Here is a 24,442-nt window from a genome sequence, read left to right on the forward strand (position 1 = left end):
TTGTGCCGCGTGCACCGTTATCGCCTTTGGTTGCTAGGCGCCGCGGTGCTGATCGCCTGCAAGGTCGCCGCGTTCGGGGAAGCGGCTGCGATGGAGGCCCGCTGCTGCCTAACGCGCACGTAGGTCCCCTTCGGTATCAGCCGCTGAGACCGGGTCCGGTTACGCTGTGCGCCACATGCCGCCCCGGCATTCTTCGCAGACAGGACGGGTTTGGACGACATCAGCGCAGGCCTCATCGTCTACCGCGCCAGCCGCCTGGAGGCGTTGTTGGACCCGTTTCTGCACCTGCTGGAAGCGCATCCGCCCGCGCACGTGCTGGCGCCTCAGACCGTGATCGCGGCGCACCCGGGCATGCGCCATTGGCTGACCGCGGCGTTGGCGCGGCGACGCGGCCCGCGCGGCATTGCCGCCAACCTCGACATCGTCCTGCCCAGTGCATGGCTCGACGCCCTCGCGCGCCGGCAACTGGGGGCGTCTGCCGTGGCGCTGGAGCCGTACCAGCGGGCGCACCTGCGCTGGCGCATCCACGCGCGGCTGCCCGAGCTGGACGCCCCGCAGGTGCAGCACTACCTGCAGGGCGCGGACGGTGCCCGCCGCCGCTTCCAGCTCGCCGACCGCCTGGCCCGGTTGTACAGCCAGTACGTGGTCTATCGCCCCGATTGGCTGAGCGCGTGGGCCGCGGGCCAGGACACGCGGCCCGCGGCCGGGTTCATCGGCCCGCTCTGGCGCCTGCTGCGGACCGAGGTCGGCATGCCGCATCGCGGCGAATGGCTGGCCCGGCTGGAAGCCGCGCTCCTGGCGCCGGAGGTTCCCGCGGAGACCGAGCCCCTGCACCTGTTCGGCGTCAGCCACGTGGCGCCGGCGGAGTTGGCCGTGCTTCGGGCGGTGGCCCGGCATCGGCCCGTGGTGCTGTATGTCCCCGACCCCTGCCGCGCCTACTGGGCTGGCCTGCGCAGCGACCGCGCCATGCTGCGCGAACGCGTCCGTGCGGATGCCGCGGGGCACGACACCGAAGCGCTGTTCCTCGAGCAGGGTCATCCCCTGCTGGCGGCCTGGGGGCGCATGGGCCAGCACTTCGTGCTGGCGCTGGAAGACAGCGACCTGCAGGTGGACGTGCGCCACTGGCGCGACGAAGAGGCGGCAGCTGACGCGCCGCACGAGGCGCCGCCGGGCAGCCTGCTGCGCAACCTGCAGGAAAGCATCCGCCACGGCGATCCCACCGCCATGGCGCCCACGGCCAATCAGGCCGCACAGCGCGAGGACCGCTCGTTGCGCGTGCATGCCTGCCACACGCGCCTGCGCGAACTGGAAGTGCTGCGCGACGCGCTGCTGCGCGAGCGCGAGGCGCGCCCTGACCTCAAGCCGGGCGACATCGTGGTGATGGCGCCGGACATCCAGGCCTACGTGCCGCTGCTGCCGGCGGTCTTCGGTGAGCCGGGCGTGATGCAAGGCCCATTGCCGTACCACCTGGCCGATGTCGCGGTCGCGCGTTCCCACCCGCTGCTGCAGGCCTTCGACCAGTTCCTCGATCTTCCCACCGCGCGGTTGACCGCACCGGAGGTGGTGGACCTGTTGCGCGTGCCCGACATTGCCCGACGTTTCGGCCTGGAGCCGGCGGACGTCGAACAGCTCATCGCCTGGCTGGGCCGCAGCCGCGTGGCATGGGCGCTGGATGCGGAAGCGCGTGCGCGGCGCGGGCTGCCGGCGCTGGACGCACACACGTTCGCGTGGGGCGTGGACCGGATGCTCGCCAGCTACGTGTATGGCGCGGGCGTCGAAGGCGCGGACGACGTCGGCGTGCGCTTGCCGGATGGCAGTGAACTTGCACCGATGGCCGGGCTGGGTGGCCCACAGGCGGCCATGCTCGGGGCGCTGGATGCATTGCTGGTGGAAGTGGCCGCCTTCTGCGAGGCCGCACGCACGCCACGGCGCGCCAGCGAGTGGGCCGCGCGGCTGGAGCGCCAGCTCGACGCGTGCTTCCGACTGGCATCCGATGACGTGCGCGGCCGTGACGCGCGCGCGCTGCTGCTGGGCATGGTCCGTGCGGTGGCCAGCGAGCCGGCGGAAAGCGGATTGGACCCGGAGCTCGACTACGCCGTGGTGCGCGACGTATTGCGTGAGCGCCTGTCCGCCGCCTCGGAACGGCAACGCTTCCTGCTGGGCGGCGTGACGTTCTGCGGCATGGTGCCGCAGCGCGCGATCCCGTTCCGCGTGGTGGCAGTGCTGGGCCTCAACGACGGCGAGTTCCCGCGTGCGCCCGGTGGCAGTGGTCTCGACCCGATGGCGCATGATCGCCGCCTCGGCGACCGTGACGTCCGCAGCGACGACCGCTACCTCTTCCTGGAAACCGTCATGTCCGCCCGCGAAGTGCTGCACCTCAGCTACGTTGGCGAAGGCGCGCACGACGGCAAGCCGCGCAACCCGGCCGCGCCCCTGGCCGAACTGCTGGCCGCGCTCGACGAGCATGCCGGCCTGCGCGGCGATGAATCGGCAGAACGCCCGTGGCATGTCCGCCACCCGCTGCAGCCGTTCGACGCGCGCTACTTCGACGGCGGCGATCCGCGGCTGTTCTCGTATCACGCGGGCTTTGCGGACATGGTCGCGCGCGCCGCGCCGGCCCGTGCATCGTTCGTGGCCGATCCGTCGGAAACGGTGCCGTCCCTCGACGCCACGGCCGACGCCCGTGTGGCGCCCTTGCAGGAAGTGATGGCGTATTTCCGTAACCCCGCACGCCAGTTGCTCGCCTCCGGCCTCAACCTGCGGCTGGATGCGCTCGACGAGGATCGCCTGCGCGATGAGGAACCGATGGATCCCCGCTTCGAGGTGCTGGACGGCGTCGGTCGCCGCCTGTTCCTCGAGGCCGCACACGCCGGCACCGCCCTGCCCGAGTCACCCCCGGACTGGCTGCGCCTGACCGGGCTCATGCCCTTGGGGCGCAGCGGCGAGATGGCATGGCAGGCGGAGCGCGACGCCGTGGCGCAGTTGCTTGAGAAGGTGGCGGACCACCCGCTGTTCATGGGCGGCTTGCCCCTGCCGTCGCCGCAGCCGCTGGACGTGATCGTGGGTGCTTATCGGGTGCAAGGCGAAGCGCGCCACGTGCACGTGCGCGACGGCACGCACTGGCTGTTGGGACTGCATCCGCGCCGCGGCAAGGAGGACGAGTTGGGTTTGCGTGAGAGGCTTGAGCTGTTCCTCGAATGGGCGTTGTTGCGCCTCGCGCACCCCGACCCGGCGTACGCGGTGCGCGCCTGCGCGGTGACCGCCGCCGGTGTCGCCGTGTGGCCGGCGAACCTGGACGACTGGGACGCGGCATGGCGTCGCGCCTGCGACGAGGCGCCCACCGTGGCGGCCGGCATGCACGCGGACCTGCAGTCCCGGGTGTGTCGCCTGCTCGACTACTGGACCGCCGCGCGCGAAGCGCCACGCTGGTACTTCCCCAAGACGTCGTGGGCCGCGGTGCAGAAGTCGGGCACGGACGCCGCATCGCAGCAGTGGACCGGTGGCTCGCAGAGCGTGGGCGAGCGCGACTACGCGCCGGGCTACGCGCGCTTGCTGGCCGGTGACCGCGACTTCGCTGTCGGCAGTGTGGACCTGACGCATCTGGCACACGATGCGCACTGGCTGGCCGACGTGCTGGCGCTGCCCGTTGCGGAGGGCATTGCATGAGCCTGCCCCTGCACGCGCCTGAGACTGGCCATCGCTGCTCGGACTGGCGCGACCTGCCGCTGCACGACGGCGGCCGCAGCCTGATCGAAGCCAGCGCCGGCACCGGCAAGACCTGGACGATCGCGGTGCTGTACCTGCGCCTGTTGCTGGAGCGCGCGGTGTCACCGGCGCAGATCGTGGTCACCACCTTCACCGATCCGGCAGCACAGGAACTGCGCGAGCGCCTGCGCGCGCGCCTATTGCAGGCCGAGGCCTTGGCGCACGTCATCATTGACGGTCAGGGCGACCAATCACCGGACAGCGGCCCCGTCGCCGGCAGCGATGAGGCTTGGCTGCGCAGTCGCTGGTGCGCGAACGCGGGTGGGAGCCCGGACACGCTGCGCCGCGACCTGACCCGCCTCCGCCTGGCCTTGGCAGAGCTGGACCTGGCCCCCATCACCACGCTGCACGGACTCTGCCGTCGCGTGCTGGCGGATTTCCCCTTCGAAAGCGGCAGCACCTTCGCACCTGCCGAACTGGTCGCGGCCGAGGCGCTGCTGCAGGAGCTGGCCACCGACGCGTGGCGCGTGCTGGCCCAGGGCGATGAAGGTGACCTGGGTGCAGCGCTGGGCGTCGACTCCCGGGCCAAGCTGCAAAACCAGCTCAAGGCCTACCTCGCGCCGGGTGTGGGGCTGTGGACGCCGGAGCCCGATGCGGAACGCACGCGCCTGTCGCCCACGCTGGCGGCCGACCTGCGGGCGTTGGCCGAGCGTCCCGGTTTGGTCGCCAAGGGCAGGTCGGCGCTGCCCAAGGCGTGGCGAGCGCTGGCGGACCGCCTCGAGGGCGGCGACGCGCCGCTGACCAAGACCACCATCGATCACCTGCTCAAACCGGATCTGCAAAACCAGATCGCCCCCGAACACGTGTGCGCGCTGCGCGAGGATCCGCTGCTCGCTCAGATCGCCGACGCCGTGCGTCTGCTCGAATATCGTGATGCCGCGCCCCGGATTCACGCGTGGCAGGCATGGGTGGCGCGCGTGCGCGCGTGGCGCGAGGCACGGCTCGCCGAGCAGGGCCGGTTGAGTTTTGACGATCTGATCGAGCGCGTGCACCGCGCCCTTCATGCCGGCGACAGTACGTTGGCCGAGCGCCTGCACGCGACGTGGCCGGTGGCGTTGGTGGACGAGTTCCAGGACACCGACGCGCAGCAGTACGCGATCCTCGATCGCATCTTCCGCGCGCCCGATGGCGCCCCGCGCGGTCGCCTGGTGATGATCGGCGACCCCAAGCAGGCCATCTACCGCTTCCGTGGCGGCGATATCCATGCCTATCTGCGCGCAGCCCGTGATTCCGACAGCCACCTGCACCTGGACACCAACTTCCGGTCCTCCACGGCGCTGGTGCAGGCCTTTAACGAGTTTTACCTGCACACGGGCGCTGGTCTGGGCGTGGCGCCGGACACCCCCATCCGCTATGAACCCGTGCACGCCAGCGGCGGGCGTGACGCCGCGTCGTACACGGTGGATGGCGTGCCCTGCACGCGTCCGCTGGTACTGCACGCCCATTCCGATGTCGCGCCGGATGCCGGTGCGCGCCGCCGCGCCGCGCTGGAGGCCTGCGCCAACCACATCGTGGAGCTGCTCTCGGGCCGGCATGCCCTGGGCGACACGCCATTGCGCGCGGGTGACATCGCCGTGCTGCTGCCGACCAACGGCGACGTGGTCGACCTGCGCGCGCGGCTGCTGACACGCGGCGTGCCCTGCGTGGGCGGCGGCAAGTCGAGCGTGTTCGGCTCGGACTGGGCGCGCGAGTTGCAGGTGGTGCTGCACGCGGTGGCGCACCCGCGCGACGAAGCTGCAGTACGGGCCGCGCTCGCTACCACGCTCGGTGGCCACGACTTCGACGCATTGCGCGCTTTGCGCGACCAGCCGGTGGCCTGGCAACAGGTGCTGGAGCGATTCGACGCGTGGCACCAGTGTTGGCGACGGCGTGGCGTGTTGGCGGTGATCCAGGCGGTGATCGCCGATGCGACCCCACGCCTTTTCGCCCGCCCCGATCGCGAACGCGCGCTTACCGACCTGCGCCACCTGGGCGAATTGCTGCAGGCCCGCAGCGAGCAGCAGCCCGGCGCCGAAGCACTGCTGGGGTGGTTGCGCGACCAGCGTGCGGGCGACGGAGACGAGGCGGTCGATGCCGCCGGCGGACAACAGCTGCGCCTGGAATCGGAAGCCAACCGGGTGCAGTTGATGACTCTGCACGCGAGCAAGGGCCTGGAGTTCAACGTGGTGCTGCTGCCGTTGATGTGGCGACACGAGCGCAGCTCGCAGGACCGTCATCCGGTGTTGAACGAGCCGCTGTGCGGACAGCGCGTGGCCGGCTTCGGTGATGCGGCCCGTGCGCTGTTCGATGCCGAGGGGCAGGACGAACGGTTCCGCGTGCTGTACGTGGCGCTGACCCGCGCGCGGCACGCCTGCCACGTGTACACGCTGCCCACCGATCGCCCCGCGAGCGCGCGCAGCAAGAACCCACCCAGCGACCCGGTACGCTCCCCGCTGGATGCTCTGCTGGCACGCGCGCAATCGCAACTGGGTGCTCGCACCCTGCAGGATGTCAGCGCGCACATCGCTTGGTCGGAGGGCTGGCCCTGGCCCCGCGCCGAGTACCGCGACCCGGCTGCGGCAGAGGCATCGTCGCGCCTCGTGCGCAACGAGCCGCCGGTATTGCCGCCCGAGATCAAGCACAGCTTTTCCACGCTGGTGAAGTCGTCACGTCATGGCCTGCTGGAAGAGCCGGCCGCCGCCGATGAGGCGGGGGCCGAAGTCGGCGCCGTGGATGGTCCGGTGGACCTGGACGAAGTGCCCAGCATCGAGGAGCCAGCGCACCCGGAGTTGCTGCGGTTGGGTCCGGTGCGCGGCACCGAATTCGGCAATGCCCTGCACGCGATGTTCGAACACCGCCAACTGGCCGTGCCGATGCATGCGCAACGGGCGTTCATCCTCCAGTGCCTGCGCGACGCCGGCGTGCGCACGCGTGATGTCGATGAGGACACGTGGGTCGACGACCTCGCGGCGCGCCTGGACGCCAGCCTGCAGGCGTCGTTGCTGCCGCAGCGCGATCCCGCGTTGTCCTTGGCCGCACTCACCGCCCGTGCGATGCGTGCGGAAATGGAATTCCACTTCGTCCTGGGCGAGGTGGACCTGCAACGCCTGCGCGCGACGTGCGCCCGTCTGGGCGAATCCGCACTGGTGCCACGCACGGCCCCGGCCACGCTACGCGGCCTGATGACCGGCAAGATCGACCTGGTGTTTGAGCACGCGGGCCGTTTCCACGTCCTGGACTACAAGGGCAACTGGTTGGGCGATCGCCTGTCCGATTACGCGCCCGCGGCGCTGCCCGCGGCGATGGACGCGCACCACTACCGCTTCCAGGCGCTGCTCTACACCGTGGCGGTGCACCGTTACCTGCGGCAGCGCTTGCCGGACTACCGTCCGACGCTGCACCTGGGCGAGGCGATCTATCTGTTCGTGCGCGCAGCCGGCTTGGCGCCTGGTGTCGGCGTCTGGTCTCACCGTTTTGACGATGCGCTGGTGGAGGCGGTGGACGCCGCGCTCGCCGGCGATGCCCTGGAGGTTGCGTGAGCCTGGCTGCCGTCCGCTCCGGTTTCCATTTCCAACGTGATCCGCGCGAACTGGCCGAGGTTGCCTGGCGACCGCTGGATCGCGCGCTGTGGCGCTGGGTGCGTGCCCATGGAGGCTCGGCCGCATTGGCCGACGCGGCCGCCTGGACCAGTCTGGCGGACGGGCACGGTGACACCGCCATGCCCTTGTTGGGCGAGGCCGCGGGGCGCCATGGCATGCCAGTGCCCAGCGAGCCGGCCGTGGCGGCGCTGCGCCAGGAACCCTTGGTGCAAGCTGCCGATGCCGCCGTGGCGCGCTTGGCCGCCGGCGACGGTGCACCGGCCGCGCCGTTCGTGATCGACGACGCCGGGCGCTTCTACCTGTGGCGCAACTTCCGCCAGGAATGCGAAGTGTCGGCGCAGGTGCGTGCGCGCCGGAATGCGCATGGGACGGCGCCCAAGCCCGAGGCAGGGGCCGACGTCGATCGGCTGTTCCAGGGCGACGCCAGCGATGCGGTGCAGGCCCAGCGTCGCGCGGTCGCGCAGGTGCCCGGCCGCCGCCTGTTCGTGCTCACCGGTGGCCCCGGCACCGGCAAGACCACCACCGTGCTGCGCATGCTGCTGATGCTGCAGCGTCAACGGGGTGCCGCTTTGTCGATCGCGGCGGCCGCGCCCACCGGCAAGGCCGCCCAGCGGCTGGTGCAATCGCTGCGCCAAGGCAAGGAGCGCCTGGTGACGGACGGCGCGTTGCCACCGGACTGGCAACCGCTGTGCGATGCGGTGCCCGACACCGAGGCGCTGACGCTGCATCGTCTGCTCGGCTACGACCCGCACCGCGGCGTGTTCCGCCGTGGCCCGCGCGACCCGCTGCCGGCCGACGTGGTGGTGGTGGACGAGGCCTCGATGGTGGACCTGGGCATGCTGCACGCGTTGATGGCCGCTGTGCGCCCCGACGCCACGCTCATTCTGGTCGGCGATGCGGATCAGCTCACCTCGGTGGGCGCCGGTTCCGTGCTGATGGACCTGGTGGCCGTCATGGAGCGCGACGGCGCGGACGATGTCGTGCGCCTGGAGCACAGTTTCCGCGCCGAACGGCACCTCGTGCCCATCAATCAGGCCGTGCGTGCGGGCGATGCCAACGCCTTCGACACGGCCCTGCGCGATGCTGCGCCGCTGGCCCGGCATCGCGCGGTGCGTGACGAACGGGCGTTGGCCGTCGAAGTGCGTCGCTGGGTCGACCTCCTGGCCGAAGACACGTGGCTGCGCCCCACGCTGGACCTCGGTGGAATGACGGCCGGGGTGGGCGCCGAGGCCACCGAGACCGTGCTCCGTGCATTGCGCGCCTTGTCGCAGCGCCAGTTGCTGTGCGCCCTGCGCGAGGATGCGTTTGGCGCCGCAGCACTCAACGCCGCGATCGAACGTGGGCTCCGCCATCGATGGGACGTCGCCGACGGCGCGACGTGGTATCCCGGCCGGGCCGTGCTGGTCACGCGCAACGACTACGACCAACGCCTGTTCAACGGCGACGTCGGGCTGTGCCTGGCCGATGCCGACGGCCACCTGCGCGTGTGGTTCGAAACCGTGGGGGCCGATGGCCAGCCCTCGGTGCGGGGCCTGTCGCCCAACGCGCTGCCCGCCCACGACAGCGCCTTCGCCGTCACCATCCACAAAAGCCAGGGGTCGGAATACGCGCATGCGGCGGTGGTGCTGCCGCCTGACGCCGGCCATCGCATCCTGTCCCGGCAGCTGTTGTACACGGGCGTGTCGCGCGCGAAGCAGCAGCTGGAGGTATGGGGCGCGCCGGAATGCCTGGCCGCCGCACTGGCGCGGCCGATCCGGCGCGCAGGGGGGCTAGTGGAGCGATTGCTGGCCGGGGCGCCGGGCGTGACTTCCAACGCTTGAGGCCGCGGCGCGGGGCTGGGACACCGCAAAGTGCCAAATAAAGGATGGCGCGCCTGGAGGGATTCGAACCCCCGACCAATGGCTTCGGAAGCCACTACTCTATCCGGCTGAGCTACAGGCGCGTGGTGTTGCCGCTCCGCCGGCATCACGCCGTGCGGGAGGGGCATTCTAGCCGGAATCCCCGGCGCTTGCGCGGCAGCGGCGTCAGGCAGCCGGCGCGCGGTCGCGCAGCCAGGCCCGGAAGGTGTCCTGCGGCAACGCCTCGGCGAACAGGTGACCCTGCACCGTGTCGCAGCCGCGCGCGCGCAACGCGGCCAACGTGGCTTCGTCTTCCACGCCCTCGGCGACCACGGTCAGCCCGAACCGGTGCGCCAGGTCGATGATCAGTGCGGCGATGTCGGCGCAAGCGGGGTCGTCCAACAGTCCCGCGACGAAGGACTTGTCGATCTTCAACTCGTCGGCCGGGATGTCCTTGAAGTACGCCAGGCACGAATAGCCGGTGCCAAAGTCGTCTATCGACACCTTGACCCCCTGTTCGCGCACCTGCGACAGGATCCGGAAACTGCGCGCCGGGTCGGCGATCAGCGAGCGCTCGGTAATCTCCAGGGTCAGCCGCGTGTTGGGTCGTCCCCACAGCCGTAGGGCGTTCTCGACCAGTTCGGGCAGGTCCTCGCGCGCGACCATCTCCGCCGGGACGTTGACCGCCACCGACAGCGGCGTCGTCTCGATGGGCCAGTCGGCCGCCTGGCGCAACGCGCTGTTCAAGGCCCAGACGGTGATCGGACGGATCTGACCGGTTTGCTCGGCGATAGGGATGAACCGGTCGGGGGGCACCAGCCCGCGCGATCGGTGCTGCCAGCGCATCAGCGCTTCGGCGCCCACCGGGCGCAACGTGTCAGTCGCCAACTTGGGCTGGTAGCGCAGGAACATCTCGCCGCGTTCGATCGCCCCCTGCATCTCGATTTCCAGATCCCACCACTCCGACAGCCCGCTGGCCGGTGCCCCGTCGCCTGCGGGGAACAGCCAGGGCTGGCCGGTCTCGCGGGCGATGGCAAGCGCCTTCTCGGCCTGACGCAGCAGGAAGTCGGCGTGGCTGGCGTGGCTCGGGCACACCGCGGCGCCGGCAGTGGCACGCAGGCGCACGGTGTTGCCCGCAAAGGTGAAGGTCGGTTCCAGCTGCCGGAACAGCTTCTGCACGGCCAATTCGGCGTGCCCCTTGTTCATCAGCCGGGTCAGGATCAACGCGAAGCGGTCGTTGCCCAGCCGCGCGGCGTAGTCCTGCGGCCGGATCAGTTGGCGCAGTTCGCCGGCCACGTGGCGCAGCGCGGCGTCACCGAACTCGTAGCCGTGGGTGGTGTTGATGCGCGCGAAGTCGTCGATGTCGATGACCACCACGGCCAGCAGCGCCTCCCGCTCGACCGCCATCAGCACATGGCGCTTGAGCAGCGCGAGGAAGCTGCGGCGGTTGTGCAGGCCGGTGAGTTCGTCCTCGATCATCGTTCGCGGCGCCGGTCAGTCCAGGAACAGCTCATGGCTGTTGATGCCAAATGCGCCCACCGGCAGCCCCGACTTGACTGTCAGCGGCTGGCCTTCGCCGTCGGTGGCGACCACGCCCAGGTCCAGCTCACGGAACTCGGGCAAGGGCAGCTTGTCGCGGTCCAACAGCAGCATTACCCGTGGGCGCAGGCGCTTGAGGCTGTGGACCTCCACCACGACGCCGACTTCGCCGGTGGACAGTTCCACCAGCGAACCGGTCGGGTAGATGCCGCAGGTCTGGATGAACTGTTCCACCAGCTCGGCCTGGAACTGCCGCCCGCGCTGTTCGTAAAGCTCCGCCACTGCCTGATGCGGCGAGCGGCTGCGGGCGTAAGGGCGCACGCAGGTCATCGCGTCGTAGCTGTCGACCACGCCCATGATCCGCCCGAAGATGGGAATGGCGGTGCCCACCAGCCCGTAAGGATAGCCACTGCCATCGTGGCGCTCATGGTGGGTGGCGACAATCTCGATCACTCGCGGGGGGATGCCCGGCGTGCGCTCGACGATCTCGAGGCTGTGGTGCACGTGGCGGCGGACGAGCGCCGCGTCGCTCTCGCTCAGCGGACTGTGCTTGGCCAGCAGCTCCGGTGGCAATTGCGTCTTGCCGATGTCGCACAGCATTCCGCCGAGAGCCAGCTGCTCAAGTTCCTCGCGCGCCATCCCCAGGTGGCGACCGAAACTTGCCGCCCAGATCGCGTTCCCCAGCGCGTGCTGGTAGGAGTAATCGTCGCGACGCTTGAGCTCCTTCAGCCAGCCGAAGGCGGCCGGATTGCGCAGCACCGAATCGACCATGGCATCGACGCCGGGCTTGAGCTTGTCCAGGTCCAGTCGCTGGCCGTTGCGCAGGTCATCCATCACCTCGGCAATGCGCGCACGCAGTGAGTCATGGGCCGCCTCGGCCATCGGCAGTTCCGCGCGGAACTCCGTGGACACCTCCCAGTCCTGCTTGCGCAGCCGCTTGATCTCCAGCGCGTCGCGGGCTTCTTGTACCCGAGGCGGCACGGTTTCGTGCACGATGAAGCGTGGATCGGGCGCGAACCCGGCGCTGCTGTCGACCCACACGTAGGTGCAGATGCGCTTGAAGTTGGCCAGCATCTCCTCGCTGTCGACGCGCACGCCTTGCATCGGAAACGAGGTTTCCAGCCACGGCCGATCCAGGCGGCTGACGAACATGCCGCAGGTCAGCCCTCGTACGCTGATTCGCACTTCGCGCGTGTTGACGTCCAAGCCTTTGGCCATCCCCTGCCCATGCACCCGGTCGAGCCTAGCTCGAATCGGGGCGGCAAACCACCGCGCCGGGGTGGGGGAAATTCTCAGCGACGCACCGGCGCCAGTGACGCGCGCTCGCATTCGCGGCAATCCCGGCCTCAGCCCAGGAACAGTTCGTTGCCGTCGATGCCGTAGGCGCCGAGCGGCAGGCCGCATTTGACCGACAGTGCAGTCTCGCGTGCGCCGGTGTCGAGTGTCCCGAGGTCGACGATGCGGAACTCCGGCAGCGGCTGCTTGTCGCGGTCCAGCAGCAGCATCACGCGCGGGCGCAGGCGCTTCAGGCTGTGCACCTCGATCACCACGCCCACTTCGCCACTGGTCAACTCCACCAGCGAGCCGGTCGGATAGATGCCGCATGCCTGGATGAACTGCTCGACGATCTCGGCCTGGAACTGCCGGTCGCGTTGCTCGTACAGCTCTGCGACCGCCTGGTGGGGCGAGAGCACGCGCGCGTAGGGTCGTACCGACGTCATGGCATCGTAGGTGTCCACCACGCCCATGATCCGCCCGAAGATTGGAATCTGGTTGCCGCGAAGGCCCTGCGGGTACCCGCTGCCATCGTGGCGCTCGTGGTGGGTGGCGACGATTTCGATCACGCGTGCCGATGCGCCCGGCGTGCCCGACACGATGTCCAGGCTGAGCTCAACGTGGCGGCGCACCAGAATGGCTTCGTCCGCGTTGAGTGGGGTCTGCTTGGCCAGCAATTCGGGCGGCAGGCAGGTCTTGCCCACATCGCACAACAGCCCGCCCAGCGCGAGATCCTCCAACTCCTCGCGGGTCAGCCCCAGGTGGCGGCCAAAGCTCGCCGCCCAGATCGAGCTGCCCATCGCGCGGTGGTAGGTGTAATCGTCGCGCCGCTTGAGCTCCTTGAGCCACGCCAGCGCCGCGGGGTTGCGCAGCACCGAATCGATCATGGCCTGCACGCCGGCGCGCAATCGGTCCAGGTCCAGGCGGCGACCCTTGCGCAGGTCGCCCACCACTTCCGTGACAAGCGCCTTGAGCGCGACATGCGCCGTTTCGGCGCGCGGCAACTCGTCTTCAACCGGCGCTTCGAGCTGCCAGTCGTGGCGATACAGCCGCTTCAACTCGGGCGATTCGCGCACTTCGCGGTTGCGGGGCACGGCGGGCAGAGGCGCGATATGTCGCAGTTCGGGCACGGTGCCGGCGTGGGTATCGACCCACACGTGGGCGCAAATGCGCATCAGTGCCAGCACTTGGTCGTCAGTGTCCAGGCGCATCCCCTGCAGCGGAAAGCTGGTTTCCAGCCAGGGTCGGTCCAGTCGGGAGACGAACATGCCGCGGGTCAATCCGCGCACGCTGATCCTGACTTCCTTATCGCCGATATCCACGCGGTCCGCCCCCATGGTCCCCGCCCGAGGATAGCGGCAAGTGGGGACTGCGGCCACCGCGAAGAATTCCCGCTAATTCGGACGGCCCGCAGCCGCGTTCCCGGCTTCGTTCGAGTGCACGACTCCTGTCGGGGATGATTGCGCGACAATGTGCGCCTCCCACATGCTGCCGGTGCCTCGCCCGCATGGCCTACGAACGCTTTGAATTCCCCACGCCGCCCAGCACGCCGGCGTGGCGCCACAAGCTGGCGCTGTACTGGCAACTGGTGCGCGGTGACCGCCCGATCGGTTGGTTGCTGCTGTTGTGGCCGACGTGGTGGGCGCTGTGGCTGGCGGCCGATGGCGTGCCGCCGCTGTGGATACTGTTCGTGTTCAGCGCGGGCGTGTGGCTGACGCGATCGGCCGGCTGCGTGATCAACGACTACGCGGACCGATGGCTCGATCCGCACGTGGAACGCACGCGCGGGCGCCCGCTCGCCACCGGCGCGGTGCGCGGTCGCGAAGCACTGGCGGTGTTCGCGGTGCTGATGCTGGTCGCCTTCGCCCTGGTCCTGACCATGAACCGCCTCACCGTGTGGCTGAGTGTCGTGGGCGTGTTCCTGGCCGCCAGCTATCCCTACCTGAAACGCTACACCTACCTGCCGCAGGTGTACCTCGGCCTCGCGTTTGGCTGGAGCATCCCGATGGGATTTGCGGCGGTGCAGGGCACGGTGCCGCCGGTGGCGTGGCTGCTGTACGTGGCCAATATCTTCTGGACCACCGCGTACGACACCTGGTACGCGATGGTCGATCGCGACGACGACCTCAAGGTCGGCAGCAAGTCCACCGCGATCCTGTTCGGCGACCTCGACCTCGTGGCGCAGGGCGTGCTGTATGCGCTCGCCTTCGCCGCGTTCGCACTGGTGGGCCAGCGTGCGGGGCTGGGGCTGTACTGGTGGCTGGGCTTGGCCGTCGCCGCGGGGCTGGTGGTTTATGAGTTCGCCATCGCGCGCAGCCGTGCCCGGGAGGCGTGCTTCAAGGCGTTCCTGCACAACCACTGGGTCGGTGCCGCGATTTTCGCCGGCCTGGCGGTGGATCGCGCGTTGCACTGACGCGTTGCAGGCGGGTGATCCGCCTTGCCGCGCCCCGCGGGTCCAGCGGCGACATCGCACGCGGATTCACAGTGCGCGTGCACAGACCCACGCCTCCACCCGGCGTACCCCGGCCTCACGCAGGGCCCATGCGGCGGCCTGCAGCGTGGCGCCAGTGGTCATCACATCGTCCACCAGCACCACATGCGCCGGCAGCGGGTCGCGGGCGGTGACGGCGAAGGCGTCGTCCAGGTTGGACTGGCGGGCATCGGCATCGAGCGTGGATTGCGGTCGCGTGTGCCGCACGCGCCTCAGCAGTTCGGGACGCAGGGGCACGCCCAGCATCCGCGCCAAGGGCGCGGCGATTTCGTGCGCCTGGTTGTAGCCGCGCTCGCGCAGGCGCTTGGGGTGCAACGGCACCGGCACCAACGCGTCCGGCGGCGGCAGGTCGGCATGGGCCTCGGCCATCAGGCGCGCGACCAGTCGACCGACGGCCAGGTCCCCGTGGAATTTCAGGCGCGGCAGCAACCGGTCCAGCGGTGCGGCGTAGGTGAACACGGCGCGGGTGGCGGCCATCGGCGGGGGCTCGTGCTCGCACAGGGTGCACTGGGTCGGGCCATTCCCGGCCGGGACGGGCAGGGGCAGGGCACAGAGGTCGCAGGCCGGGCCGCTCCACGGCAGCTGTCGATCACAGCGGCCGCACAGGTCGCGTTCGTCCTGGCCGGGATCGCCGCACAGCAGGCAGCGCGCGGGCCACAGGGTTCGGGCCAGGGGCGCGAACGAGGCGGCCAGCGACCGGCCGAGCGCCATGAGCCCGTGTCGAGCCGGCAGGACGTCGTCGGGGGCTGGGCGTGCGCGCGCGGCGTTTCGGCAGGGCCCGGCCCCTGTCGGCAGGATGCTGTCAACTTCAAACGGAGCATTTTGGTTGACAGGGTGGGTCATGCTTTCCAGACTGCCCGCCTCCCCACGAGCTGTCTGTCGGACGCCGCCCATGCATGCTGTCAGTGAAACCCCCGACGCGCCCCTGGCGCCGCGCCGCCATGACTGGTCCCGCGCCGAGGTCCGCGCCCTCTTCGACCTGCCGATCCCGGAGCTGCTGCACCGCGCCGCCGGCGTGCACCGCCAGCACTTCGACCCGACTGAGGTCCAGGTCAGCACCCTGCTGTCGGTCAAGACCGGCGGCTGCCCCGAGGACTGCGCCTACTGCCCGCAGGCGCAGCGCTACGACACCGGCGTCGACGCCAGCAAGCTGATGACGACCGAGGCCGTGGTGGAGAAGGCCAAGGCCGCCAAGGCCGCCGGCGCCAGCCGTTTCTGCATGGGCGCGGCGTGGCGTTCGCCCGCCGACCGCGATATCCCCAAGGTCGCCGCCATGATCAGCGAGGTCAAGGCGCTGGGGCTGGAGACCTGCGCCACGCTGGGCATGCTCAGCGGCTCGCAGGCGCAGGCGCTGCGCGAGGCGGGGCTGGACTACTACAACCACAACCTCGACACCGCGCCGGAGTTCTACAACCAGATCATCCACACCCGCGAGTTCCAGGACCGCCTGGACACGCTGGCGCACGTGCGGGACGCGGGCATGAAGACCTGCTGCGGCGGCGTCGTGGGCATGGGCGAGAGCCGCGAGCAGCGCGCCGGCCTGCTGCAGACCCTGGCCAACCTGCCGGCGCACCCGGACTCGGTGCCGATCAACCGCCTGGTGCAGGTGGAAGGCACGCCGCTGGCCGGCACCACCGAGCTGGACCCCTTCGAATTCGTGCGCACCATCGCAGTTGCGCGGCTGCTGATGCCGCAGTCTATGGTGCGGTTGTCGGCCGGACGCGAGGCCATGAGCGACGAGTTGCAGGCGCTCTGTTTCCTCGCCGGCGCCAACTCGATCTTCTATGGGGAAAAGCTCTTGACCACCGGCAACCCGGATACCGAACGGGACCTGGCCCTGTTCGCCCGCCTTGGCCTGCGCCCGATGCAGGTTGCGGTGGAGGCGAAGGCCGGCACCATGCACGCCGACATCATCGAAGGATCGAACCAGTACGGCGCGGGTGCCGGCGGCTGCGGTGGCCACTGTTCCTGCGCGGCCTGAGCCATGGCCCGCGCGAACTGGCGTGACCGCATCCACGCCGCCCGCGCCCAGCGGGTGGCCCAGCACCGGGTGCGCGAACGCCGCACGGTGACCCACCGCGACGGCGCCCGCTGCGAGGTGGACGGCCGCTGGCTCACCAACTTCTGCGGCAACGATTACCTCGGCCTCTCGCAGCACTTCAAGGTCACCACCGCGCTGGGCGATGTCTCGGCGCGCGAAGGCGCCGGTGGCGTCGCCTCGCACCTGGTGTGCGGCCACCATGCCGCGCACGAGGCGCTGGAGCGCGAGCTGGCCGACTGGCTCGGCGCGCCGCGTGCGCTGCTGTTCGGCAGCGGCTACCTGGCCAACCTCGCCGTGGTCCAGGCGCTGCTCGGCGACGACGACGTGTGCGTGCAGGACCGCCTGAACCACGCCAGCCTGATCGACGCCGCGCGCCTCGCCGGATGCCGCCTGCGCCGTTACCCGCACGCCGACGCCGAAGGCGCCATCCGCCAGTTGCGCAGCGTGCCCGATGGCATGGCGATGCTGGTCACCGATGGCGTCTTCAGCATGGACGGCGACACCGCGCCCCTGCGCGAACTGTCCTTGGCGGCGCGCATGCAGAAGGCCCTGATGTACGTCGACGATGCCCACGGCGTGGGCGTGCTGGGCCCCGACGGGCGTGGCACGGTCGCGGCGGCGCGCCTGGGCGTGGAGCAGGTGCCGCTGCAACTGGCGACACTGGGCAAGGCGCTGGGGGGCTACGGTGCGGCGGTGGTGGGCGACGCGGACCTGGTCAACCACCTCGCCGAAAGCGCGCGTCCCTACATCTACACCACCGCATTGCCGCCCGCGCAGGCCGCGGCGACCTTGGCCGCGGTGAAACTGGCGCGCACCGAGCATTGGCGGCGCGAGCGCCTGCGCGAATTGGCCACGCGGCTGCGCGAGCGCAGCCATGCCCACGGCTTCAAGCTGCTGCCCTCGGAGACGCCGATCCAGCCCCTGGTGTGCGGCGACGAACGCGTGGCGCTGGCCATGGCGCATGCGCTCGAGGCCCAGGGCTTCTGGGTCGCGGCGATTCGCCCGCCGACGGTGCCCGAAGGCAGCGCCCGGTTGCGCATCACCCTGTCGGCCCTGCATACGCCGGCCGACGTCGATGCACTGGTGGAAGCGCTCGCGTGGGCCCGTGAGGCGGTCGAACGTGGGTACGAGGCGGTGGCTTGAGGCCCGACACATCGGCGTCCGGGCCTGTACGTCACCCGTCGCGTCGCGCGGGTTAGCCTGTCCCTTCCCCATTCTTCCCTGGCGCCGTCCGGCGCTGGTTTCCCCGCGTTTCCTGTAGTCAGATCCCTGGATGAACCTGCATATCGAATCGCATGGCCACGGGCCCTCGCTGGCCCTGGTGCATGGCTGGGCCATGCACGGCGGGCTGTTCATGCCGCTGGTCGCGCACCTCGCCGATCGTTACACCCTGCACCTGGTCGACCTCCCCGGCCATGGCCTCTCGCGCGACTGCGATGCGCCGCTCTTGCCCGAAGCATTGTCGGACGAACTGGTGGCGCGCGTGCCCGATGCGGTGTGGCTGGGCTGGTCGCTGGGCGGCCAGTTCGCGCTGCGCGCCGCCCTGGATCATCCGGAGGCCGTGCGCGGCGTGGTGATGGTGGCCTCGTCGCCGCGTTTCGTCAGCGGCGAAGACTGGCCGCATGGGGTCGGCCCCGACCTGTTCCGCGATTTCGGCGCTGCGCTGCGCCGTGATTTCCGCGGCACGCTGGAAGGCTTCCTTGCATTGGAATCGCTCGGCTCGGCCACCGCGCAGGAAGACCTGCGCAACCTCAAAGGCCACGCCTTCGAGCGCGGCGAACCCGACCCGCGCGTGTTGCAGGAGGGGCTGCGGCTGCTCGACCAGGCTGACCTGCGCGAGGATCTGACCCGGCTGAAGGTGCCCAGCCTGTGGATCTCGGGCCGCCGCGACCGGCTGGTGCCGGCCGGGGCCATGCCCGCGGCCGCCAAGCTCGCGCACGCCGCGCGCAGCGTGGTGATCGCCCAAGCCGGGCACGCACCGTTCCTCAGCGCCACCGCCCAGGTGGCGGACGAGATCGACCAATTCATGCAGGCGCTGCCTGCGCTTCCGGGCGACAATAGCCCGATCGCCGGCTAGGCGCCGGCCTCCCCTCCCCGGACCAAGGCGCGCGGTGCGTCCGCACCGTCCGCCCGCGCGAAGGATCGCGCCGCAGGAACGCCATGACCGAACTGTTCGACCATCGCCAGGTGCGCCGGAGTTTTTCGCGTGCCGCACAGCACTACGACTCCGCCGCCGCGTTGCAGCGTGAAGTCGGTGCACGCCTGTCCGAATCGCTGGACTACTATGAAGACGCTTCGCGCAACGCGCCGTCGCCGCAGGTCATCGTCGACCTGGGGTGCGGGCCGGGCCATGCTGCCGCCGCGATGCAGAAGCGCTGGCCCAAGGCGCAGGTGATCGCGCTGGACCTGGCGATGGGCATGCTGCGGCAGACCCGCGCCAACACCGCCGGCCGCCTGCCGGCGTTCCTGGATTTCACCCGCCGCCCCGAGCCCGTGTGCGCCGATGTCGCGCGGCTGCCGCTGCGCGATGCCAGCGTCGACATCCTGTACTCCAACCTCTGCCTGCAGTGGCTGGACGACCTGCCGGCGGTGTTCGCCGGTTTTCGTCGCGTGCTCAAGCCGGGCGGCATGCTGCTGGTGTCCACTTTCGGCCCCGACACGCTGTTCGAGCTGCGCGGTGCGTTTTCCGAGGCCGATGCCGCGCCGCACGTCAGCCTGTTCCCGTCGATCGCGCAGTTTGGCGATGCGTTGATCGCCGCTGGCTTCAAGGACCCGGTGTTGGACCGCGACGAATTCACGGCGCGCCATGACGACATGGCGCTGCTGATGCGTGAGTTGCGCACGCTGGGCGCGACCAACGCCATGCAGGACCGGCGCCGCGCGTTGACCGGTCGCGCGCGCTTTGCCCGCGCGGCGCAGGCCTACGAACAGCTGCGCGGCGACGACGGCAAGTTGCCGGCCACGTGGGAGGTGATCTACGCCCACGCGTGGGGCCCACCGCCCGGCGCGCCGATTCGCGTCGGCGGCGTGGACGAGGTGCAGGTACCGGTCTCGAGCATCAAGGTGAGAAAGCGCGAATGAAGGGATGCGGCTCCGACGCAGCGACGTACCGTCGCCAGGGTGCGGCAGCGTGCCGTCGAGCGAGGCGCGGGCGGTGAAGGCCGGCGCGGGTAAGGCCAGCCAGGTCGCATTGTGGGCCGTCGCCATTGCGCTGCTGTCAGCGCTGTTCTTCACCTGCACCTACGTACTCAACCGCGCCGCGGCCACCGGCGGTGGCCATTGGGCGTGGACGGCGAGCCTGCGTTACCTGATCACCTTGCCGCTGATGCTGCTGGTGATGCCGTGGCAGGGCGGCATCGGGCCGGTGTGGCGGGCGATGCGCGCGCACGCTTGGCCGTGGCTGGGCTGGAGTGGGGTGGGCTTCGTCGGGTTCTACGTACTGCTCAGCTACGCCGCGGCGAGTGGACCGTCGTGGCTGGTGGCCGGTACGTTCCAATTGACCGTAATCGCCGGAATGCTGTGCGCGCCCTTCCTCTACCGCGATGCGCGGGCGAAGGTGCCATTGCCCGCGCTGGCGGTGGGCGCATTGATCGTGGTCGGGGTGCTGATGATGCAGGTCGGGCACGGCGGCGGCCTCGACCTGGCCGGCTGGATCGCGCTGCTGTGCGTGGCGGTCTCGGCCTTCGCCTACCCGCTGGGCAACCGCGGGCTGCTGCTGCACCTGGAGCGCGTGGGCATCGAACTCAACGCGACCCAGCGGGTGTTTGGCATGACCCTGGCCAGCCAGCCGCTGTGGCTGCTGGTGGCCGCGTTCGCGTGGCAGCAGGCGGGCGTGCCTTCCATGGGGCAGGTGTGGTTGGCCGCGGGCGTGGCCCTGGGCGCGGGCATCATCGCCACGGTGCTGTTCTTCCAGGCCACCGGCATGGTGCGGAACGACCCCACCGCCCTGGCCGCCGCCGAGGCGATGCAGGCCGCCGAGCTGCTGTTCGCCACGGTGATCGGCGTGCTGTGGCTCGGCGAAGCCGTGCCGCAGGGCCGCGCGCTGTGGGGCGCGGTGGTGGTGATCGTGGGCATCGTCGCCTTCAGCGTGGCGGCCGCGCGGGCCGCCGCCGGCCATCGGCGCGAAACCGAGGCGCTGCAGGGCGATCACGGCGCATAAGGGCTTGGCCGTGCTGCGCGGTCATGCGCGCCTTGGCCCACGCGATCAGTGCGGTGCAGGTTCCACGCGGAAGATGATGCGATCGCGATACGGCGCGCCGAGCGGCGTGGCGCGGTAGCCCAATGCCGCGATGCGGCCCCGGAATTCGTCCCAGCGCGCCTGCTTGCAGACCCACACCACGTGCGGTTCGTGCTCGCCCAACTCGCGCGCCAGGTCGGTGTCGTTGACCGGGTTGAAGCGCACCGGCGCAGCGGGCTCCAGCGAGACCTTCTCGATCTCCGCGCCCAGGTGCAGGTGCAGGCCATAGCGCGCCATGTCCTCGAGGAAGGCCACTTCCTGCACCGGCCCGGACGTGCGGGCACGGATCGCGTCGGCCCAATCCGCCGCGTTCTTGTGGGTGGGCCACAGCGCCGCGCCCAGCTTCAACGCCAGCAGCGCGCCGGCCCAGGCGGCCAGCCACGGCCAGCGCGGCAGGCCACGGCCCTCGGCGTGGCGCTGTGACGCGGCCGCCAAGGCCATCGGCACGAACAGCGGCAGCACATACAGCGGCATCCGCGATTTGGACAGGCAGAACACCAGCAGGGGCAGCAGGATCCACAGCGCCAGCAGCAGGGCCGGCGCGTCCTCGCCACGCGCGGCGGGGTTGCGGTACCAGCGCCGTACCCGCGTGGGCAGCACGCGCATCCAGCGCCACAGCGACGCCGTCCACGGCAGCGTGCCCAGCAGCAGGGTCGGGGCATACACCTGCAGCCAGCCGTACCACTCGCCGTGCCGGCCGAACTCGTTGGTGGTGACGCGGTTCACTACCTCGTCGCCGACGAAGTACTCGAACAGGCCGGGATGGTTGAGCACCACTGCCACGTACCAGGGCAACGCCAGCAGCACGAACAAGGCCAGCCCCCACCAGTGCAGCGTGCGCCTGCGTTGCGCGCGCGGCAGCAGCAGGTTGAAGGTGAACACCACCACCAGCGGCAGCAGCGCCGGCGGTCCCTTGGTCAGGAACGCCAGTGCGAAGGCTGCCCACATCAGCGCGATCCAGCGCAGGGCGCCGCTGCCGCGCGCGGCATCACCGGTGCGATACATGGCCTCGACGAAGGCATACAGCGCCAGCGTCTCGAAGGCGGCGAGCAGGTAGTCAGTGGTGATCAGTTGCGAGGCGCCCAGCGGCAGCAGCATCGTCGCGTAGACCACGGCGGACAGGTGCTCGGTGCCGGGCTGCAGCCGTCGCGCGAGCCGCCACACCAGCCACACCGACAGCAGGTAGGCGAGCGCGGCCGGTAGGCGGGCGGCCCACGGAGTGTGGCCAAACATCGCCACGCTGGAGGCGATCGCCCAGTAGGTCAGTGGCGGCTTGGTCCAGTGCCCGACTTCGTGGTGGCGACGCGGGTTGAGCCAGTCGCCGCTGTCGAGCATGTTCAGCGCGACGTTGGTGTAGCGCCCTTCGTCCGGGTCCCAGATGCCGCGAGTGCCGAGGAAGCCGAAGGCCAGCACCAACGCCAGCACACAGATCCAGAATCCAGGGGTACGCGACAGTCGTGGCATGGCCGGCCCGTGCAAGCGAATGCGCGGACTGTACCCGAAGAACCGCGACCGGTTATTGACCGACGCGCTCGACGCCGCTCAGAGCATGCGGCGCAGGGTGTCGTCGCGGCGTACCAGATGGTGGTAGAGCGCCGCCAGCACGTGCAGGCCGATCACCCAGTAGAAGATCTCGCCGATCTCGTGGTGCAGCTCTTCGAGCTGGTGCGCGAGGTCCTCGTTGGGCGCGATCAGCGCGGGCAGCGCCACCTGGGTGAAGGGGAGATACAGCGTCTTCTCGTCCGCCCATGCCGTGGCCAGGCCCAGCAGGGGCATCAGCAGGATGAAAGCGTACAGCGCCAGGTGCAGCAGCTTCGACGCCAGAGCCTGCCACGCGGGGGCGGCCGGCGTGATCGGCGGCGCCGTGACCTGCAGGCGCAGCGCCACGCGCCACAGCGCGAGCACGAAGATCGTCAGCCCCGTCCAGAAATGCGCCTGCATCATGGCGGCGCGCTCGGGCGTGCCGCGCTCGAACAGTCCGCGCTGCTCGACGAACAGGTACACGGCCAGGATCAACACCGCGACCAGCCAATGCAGGTGGCGCAGGCCGGCGCTGTAGCGGATGCGGGGCAGGGCGTTCATCGGTGTCGGCTCCGGGTTCGGCCGGAACCGGCCGGGGTGGAAGAGGGTCGCTGGGGCGAGGTGGCGTGCGTGGGCGGTGTCAATATGGACGACCCCGGCGGCGGACTCAACGGACCTGTGCGATCCAGTCCTCGAGGTTGTAGTAGTTGGTGACGCGATGGATGCGGCCGTCGTGCACCTCGAAGAACGCACCGCCGGGCAGCACGTAAGTCTGGCCGTGCGCCGCCGGCAGGCCGGGATCACTCGCGAGGTAGGTGCCGTGGACGACGTACTCCGCGGCGGCGCGCGTGCCGTCGGGCGAGGTCATCACCACGACGTCGCGCAGCTGTTCGCGGTAGCTGGCCTCCATGCGCGCGAGGAAACGCGCAAACGCCGCCTTGCCGGTTTCGCGCGGGCCCTGGTTGAGGTCGTGCGCGACGTCCTCGTCCAGCAACGCCAGCATGCCTTCCCAGTCGCCACGGTTGAATGCCGCGTAGTAGTCCAGCACCACCTCGGTGGCGCGGTCGTTGCTGCGGGTCCCGTCGATCTTCATGCGGCATCCTCGGCGCGGGCGAACAGGGCGGGCAGCGCGTCCAGGTCGACATTGCCACCCGACAGGATGATACCCACCCGCTGTCCCGCGAAAACATCGGGGTGCGCCAGCACGATGGCGAGTGCCACCGCCGACGAGGGTTCCACCAGCAGCTTGAGGCGCTGCCACAGCAGCCGCATCGCCGCGACGACCTGCGCGTCGGTGGCGGTGAGCACCTGCACGCCGTGTTGCTGCAACAACGCGAAATTGGGCGCGCCCAAGGTGCCGCGCAGGCCGTCGCAGACGGTGTCGGGCGTGAATTCGGTGACGCGCTCGCCGCGTTGCAGCGACGCGAAGGTTTCGGCCGCGCCCGCAGGTTCGGCGCCGATGACGCGGCAGCCCGGTGCGCGTGCCGAGGCGGTGATGGCGGTGCCGCCGATCAGCCCGCCGCCGCCGACGGGGGCGACCAGCACGTCCAGGTCCGGCACGGTCGAGAGCAGTTCCAGCGCCGCGGTGCCCTGACCGGCGATCACCCGCGGGTCGGCATAGGGGTGCACGAGGGTCGCACCGGTCTCGGCCTGCACCTCGGCGCACCGGGCCTCCCGGGCGGTGATGGTGGCGGGACAGGGGTGCAGCGTGGCGCCGTAACCGCGGATGGCGGCGAGCTTGGTCGCCACTGCGCCCTCGGGCACCACCACGTGGCAGGCGATGCCGCGGGTCCGGGCGGCGAGCGCCAAGGCGGCACCGTGGTTGCCGGACGAATGGGTGACCACGCCCGCCGACGCGGCGTCGTCGTCCATGGCCCACACGGCGTTGCAGGCACCGCGGAACTTGAATGCGCCGGCCCGTTGCAGCGGTTCGGCCTTGAAGTGCAGCTCGCACCCGGCCATCGCATCCAGACCGTGCGAGCGCAGGACGGGCGTGGCGTGGGCGTGCGGGGCAATGCGTGCGGCGGCCTGGAGGACGTCCTCGAAGCCGGGTAGGGCGGGGGTGGGGGCGGTCATCCGTGGAAGCCTACTCCAGATGCCCAACGCCTCGCGTACGGCCTCGCATGAAGGCCAGGCAACGGCGCGCGTGCCGAACCC

17 protein-coding genes and 1 tRNA gene are annotated in these 24,442 nt (G+C 70.4%); 9 read left to right on the forward strand and 9 right to left on the reverse strand.

Features of this window, described 5'->3' with window-relative positions; all coding sequences use genetic code 11:
- Window positions 1–210: 210 nt before the first annotated feature.
- The 3 genes from recC to recD are packed head-to-tail and all read left to right on the forward strand — an operon-like array spanning window position 211 to window position 9,163.
- On the forward strand, window positions 211–3,666 hold the full coding sequence (gene recC / locus ACYVBS_RS04550; RefSeq protein ID WP_460822075.1) for an exodeoxyribonuclease V subunit gamma: 3,456 nt from the start codon (window positions 211–213) through the stop codon (window positions 3,664–3,666).
- Window positions 3,663–7,283, forward strand: a complete 3,621-nt coding sequence (locus ACYVBS_RS04555) for a UvrD-helicase domain-containing protein (protein WP_460822077.1) — start codon at window positions 3,663–3,665, stop codon at window positions 7,281–7,283. The genes recC and ACYVBS_RS04555 overlap by 4 nt, the downstream gene beginning before the upstream one ends.
- On the forward strand, window positions 7,280–9,163 hold the full coding sequence (recD, locus tag ACYVBS_RS04560) for an exodeoxyribonuclease V subunit alpha (RefSeq protein WP_460822078.1): 1,884 nt from the start codon (window positions 7,280–7,282) through the stop codon (window positions 9,161–9,163). The genes ACYVBS_RS04555 and recD overlap by 4 nt, the downstream gene beginning before the upstream one ends.
- Window positions 9,164–9,208: 45 nt before the next feature.
- Here the strand turns inward: recD and ACYVBS_RS04565 are convergent.
- The 4 genes from ACYVBS_RS04565 to ACYVBS_RS04580 all read right to left on the reverse strand — a co-directional run bounded on the left by ACYVBS_RS04565 (window position 9,209) and on the right by ACYVBS_RS04580 (window position 13,317).
- A tRNA-Arg gene (locus ACYVBS_RS04565) sits at window positions 9,209–9,285 on the reverse strand.
- A gap of 82 nt (window positions 9,286–9,367) precedes the next feature.
- Window positions 9,368–10,660, reverse strand: coding sequence for a putative bifunctional diguanylate cyclase/phosphodiesterase (locus tag ACYVBS_RS04570; RefSeq protein WP_460822079.1), 1,293 nt, complete (start codon window positions 10,658–10,660; stop codon window positions 9,368–9,370).
- Window positions 10,661–10,675: 15 nt separating this feature from the next.
- The gene (locus ACYVBS_RS04575; RefSeq protein WP_460822080.1) at window positions 10,676–11,938 is read right to left on the reverse strand and encodes an HD-GYP domain-containing protein; all 1,263 of its coding nucleotides are present in this window, start codon (window positions 11,936–11,938) and stop codon (window positions 10,676–10,678) included.
- A 128-nt stretch (window positions 11,939–12,066) separates the two neighbouring features.
- A complete protein-coding gene (locus ACYVBS_RS04580) occupies window positions 12,067–13,317 on the reverse strand; it encodes an HD-GYP domain-containing protein (protein WP_460822081.1) in 1,251 nt (416 codons plus the stop codon).
- Between the two features lie 185 nt (window positions 13,318–13,502).
- Between ACYVBS_RS04580 and ubiA the strand changes: the two genes are divergently transcribed.
- Window positions 13,503–14,408 carry a 4-hydroxybenzoate octaprenyltransferase gene (gene ubiA / locus ACYVBS_RS04585; RefSeq protein ID WP_460822082.1) on the forward strand — a complete coding sequence of 302 codons (906 nt, stop codon included), beginning with the start codon at window positions 13,503–13,505 and terminating at the stop codon, window positions 14,406–14,408.
- A gap of 66 nt (window positions 14,409–14,474) precedes the next feature.
- Here the strand turns inward: ubiA and ACYVBS_RS04590 are convergent, their stop codons facing one another.
- Complete coding sequence (locus ACYVBS_RS04590; protein ID WP_460822084.1) at window positions 14,475–15,197, reverse strand: ComF family protein; 723 nt, start codon at window positions 15,195–15,197, stop codon at window positions 14,475–14,477.
- Window positions 15,198–15,378: 181 nt separating this feature from the next.
- On the opposite strand from ACYVBS_RS04590, the gene bioB reads away from it, so the two are divergent.
- The 5 genes from bioB (at window position 15,379) to ACYVBS_RS04615 (ending at window position 20,686) form a co-directional block, all read left to right on the forward strand.
- Entirely contained in the window at window positions 15,379–16,467 is a 1,089-nt protein-coding gene (gene bioB, locus ACYVBS_RS04595; protein ID WP_460822086.1) for a biotin synthase BioB, read from the forward strand.
- A 3-nt stretch (window positions 16,468–16,470) separates the two neighbouring features.
- Window positions 16,471–17,670 (forward strand): 8-amino-7-oxononanoate synthase, encoded by a 1,200-nt coding sequence (bioF, locus tag ACYVBS_RS04600; protein WP_460822087.1) that lies wholly within the window; start codon window positions 16,471–16,473, stop codon window positions 17,668–17,670.
- Window positions 17,671–17,806: 136 nt separating this feature from the next.
- Window positions 17,807–18,604 (forward strand): pimeloyl-ACP methyl ester esterase BioH, encoded by a 798-nt coding sequence (bioH, locus tag ACYVBS_RS04605; protein WP_460822182.1) that lies wholly within the window; start codon window positions 17,807–17,809, stop codon window positions 18,602–18,604.
- An 83-nt stretch (window positions 18,605–18,687) separates the two neighbouring features.
- Window positions 18,688–19,608: a malonyl-ACP O-methyltransferase BioC gene (bioC, locus tag ACYVBS_RS04610; RefSeq protein ID WP_460822088.1), complete on the forward strand. Its 921-nt coding sequence runs from the start codon at window positions 18,688–18,690 to the stop codon at window positions 19,606–19,608.
- A 4-nt stretch (window positions 19,609–19,612) separates the two neighbouring features.
- The gene (locus ACYVBS_RS04615; protein WP_460822089.1) at window positions 19,613–20,686 is read left to right on the forward strand and encodes a multidrug resistance efflux transporter family protein; all 1,074 of its coding nucleotides are present in this window, start codon (window positions 19,613–19,615) and stop codon (window positions 20,684–20,686) included.
- A gap of 45 nt (window positions 20,687–20,731) precedes the next feature.
- Here ACYVBS_RS04615 and ACYVBS_RS04620 read toward each other — a convergent pair whose 3' ends face one another.
- The 4 genes from ACYVBS_RS04620 to ACYVBS_RS04635 all read right to left on the reverse strand — a co-directional run bounded on the left by ACYVBS_RS04620 (window position 20,732) and on the right by ACYVBS_RS04635 (window position 24,361).
- The gene (locus tag ACYVBS_RS04620; RefSeq protein ID WP_460822090.1) at window positions 20,732–22,228 is read right to left on the reverse strand and encodes an ArnT family glycosyltransferase; all 1,497 of its coding nucleotides are present in this window, start codon (window positions 22,226–22,228) and stop codon (window positions 20,732–20,734) included.
- Between the two features lie 78 nt (window positions 22,229–22,306).
- Window positions 22,307–22,846, reverse strand: a complete 540-nt coding sequence (locus tag ACYVBS_RS04625) for a cytochrome b (RefSeq protein WP_460822091.1) — start codon at window positions 22,844–22,846, stop codon at window positions 22,307–22,309.
- Window positions 22,847–22,952: 106 nt separating this feature from the next.
- Window positions 22,953–23,378 carry a ketosteroid isomerase-related protein gene (locus ACYVBS_RS04630; RefSeq protein WP_460822092.1) on the reverse strand — a complete coding sequence of 142 codons (426 nt, stop codon included), beginning with the start codon at window positions 23,376–23,378 and terminating at the stop codon, window positions 22,953–22,955.
- Window positions 23,375–24,361 carry a pyridoxal-phosphate dependent enzyme gene (locus tag ACYVBS_RS04635; protein WP_460822093.1) on the reverse strand — a complete coding sequence of 329 codons (987 nt, stop codon included), beginning with the start codon at window positions 24,359–24,361 and terminating at the stop codon, window positions 23,375–23,377. Before ACYVBS_RS04635 ends, ACYVBS_RS04630 begins: the two co-directional genes overlap by 4 nt.
- Window positions 24,362–24,442: the final 81 nt, after the last annotated feature.

Source organism: Lysobacter olei (genome assembly GCF_054777355.1).

Bases quoted from the DNA above. Each gene is read 5' to 3' on its own strand.
- ACYVBS_RS04630 (WP_460822092.1), bottom strand. From the start codon at position 23,378: ATGAAGATCGACGGGACCCGCAGCAACGACCGCGCCACCGAGGTGGTG.
- ACYVBS_RS04635 (WP_460822093.1), bottom strand. From the start codon at position 24,361: ATGACCGCCCCCACCCCCGCCCTACCCGGCTTCGAGGACGTCCTCCAG.
- ACYVBS_RS04620 (WP_460822090.1), bottom strand. From the start codon at position 22,228: ATGCCACGACTGTCGCGTACCCCTGGATTCTGGATCTGTGTGCTGGCG.
- ACYVBS_RS04590 (WP_460822084.1), bottom strand. From the start codon at position 15,197: ATGGCGCTCGGCCGGTCGCTGGCCGCCTCGTTCGCGCCCCTGGCCCGA.
- ACYVBS_RS04555 (WP_460822077.1), top strand. From the start codon at position 3,663: ATGAGCCTGCCCCTGCACGCGCCTGAGACTGGCCATCGCTGCTCGGAC.
- bioF (WP_460822087.1), top strand. From the start codon at position 16,471: ATGGCCCGCGCGAACTGGCGTGACCGCATCCACGCCGCCCGCGCCCAG.
- ACYVBS_RS04575 (WP_460822080.1), bottom strand. From the start codon at position 11,938: ATGGCCAAAGGCTTGGACGTCAACACGCGCGAAGTGCGAATCAGCGTA.
- bioC (WP_460822088.1), top strand. From the start codon at position 18,688: ATGACCGAACTGTTCGACCATCGCCAGGTGCGCCGGAGTTTTTCGCGT.
- ACYVBS_RS04625 (WP_460822091.1), bottom strand. From the start codon at position 22,846: ATGAACGCCCTGCCCCGCATCCGCTACAGCGCCGGCCTGCGCCACCTG.
- ACYVBS_RS04570 (WP_460822079.1), bottom strand. From the start codon at position 10,660: ATGATCGAGGACGAACTCACCGGCCTGCACAACCGCCGCAGCTTCCTC.
- bioB (WP_460822086.1), top strand. From the start codon at position 15,379: ATGCATGCTGTCAGTGAAACCCCCGACGCGCCCCTGGCGCCGCGCCGC.
- ubiA (WP_460822082.1), top strand. From the start codon at position 13,503: ATGGCCTACGAACGCTTTGAATTCCCCACGCCGCCCAGCACGCCGGCG.
- ACYVBS_RS04615 (WP_460822089.1), top strand. From the start codon at position 19,613: ATGCGGCTCCGACGCAGCGACGTACCGTCGCCAGGGTGCGGCAGCGTG.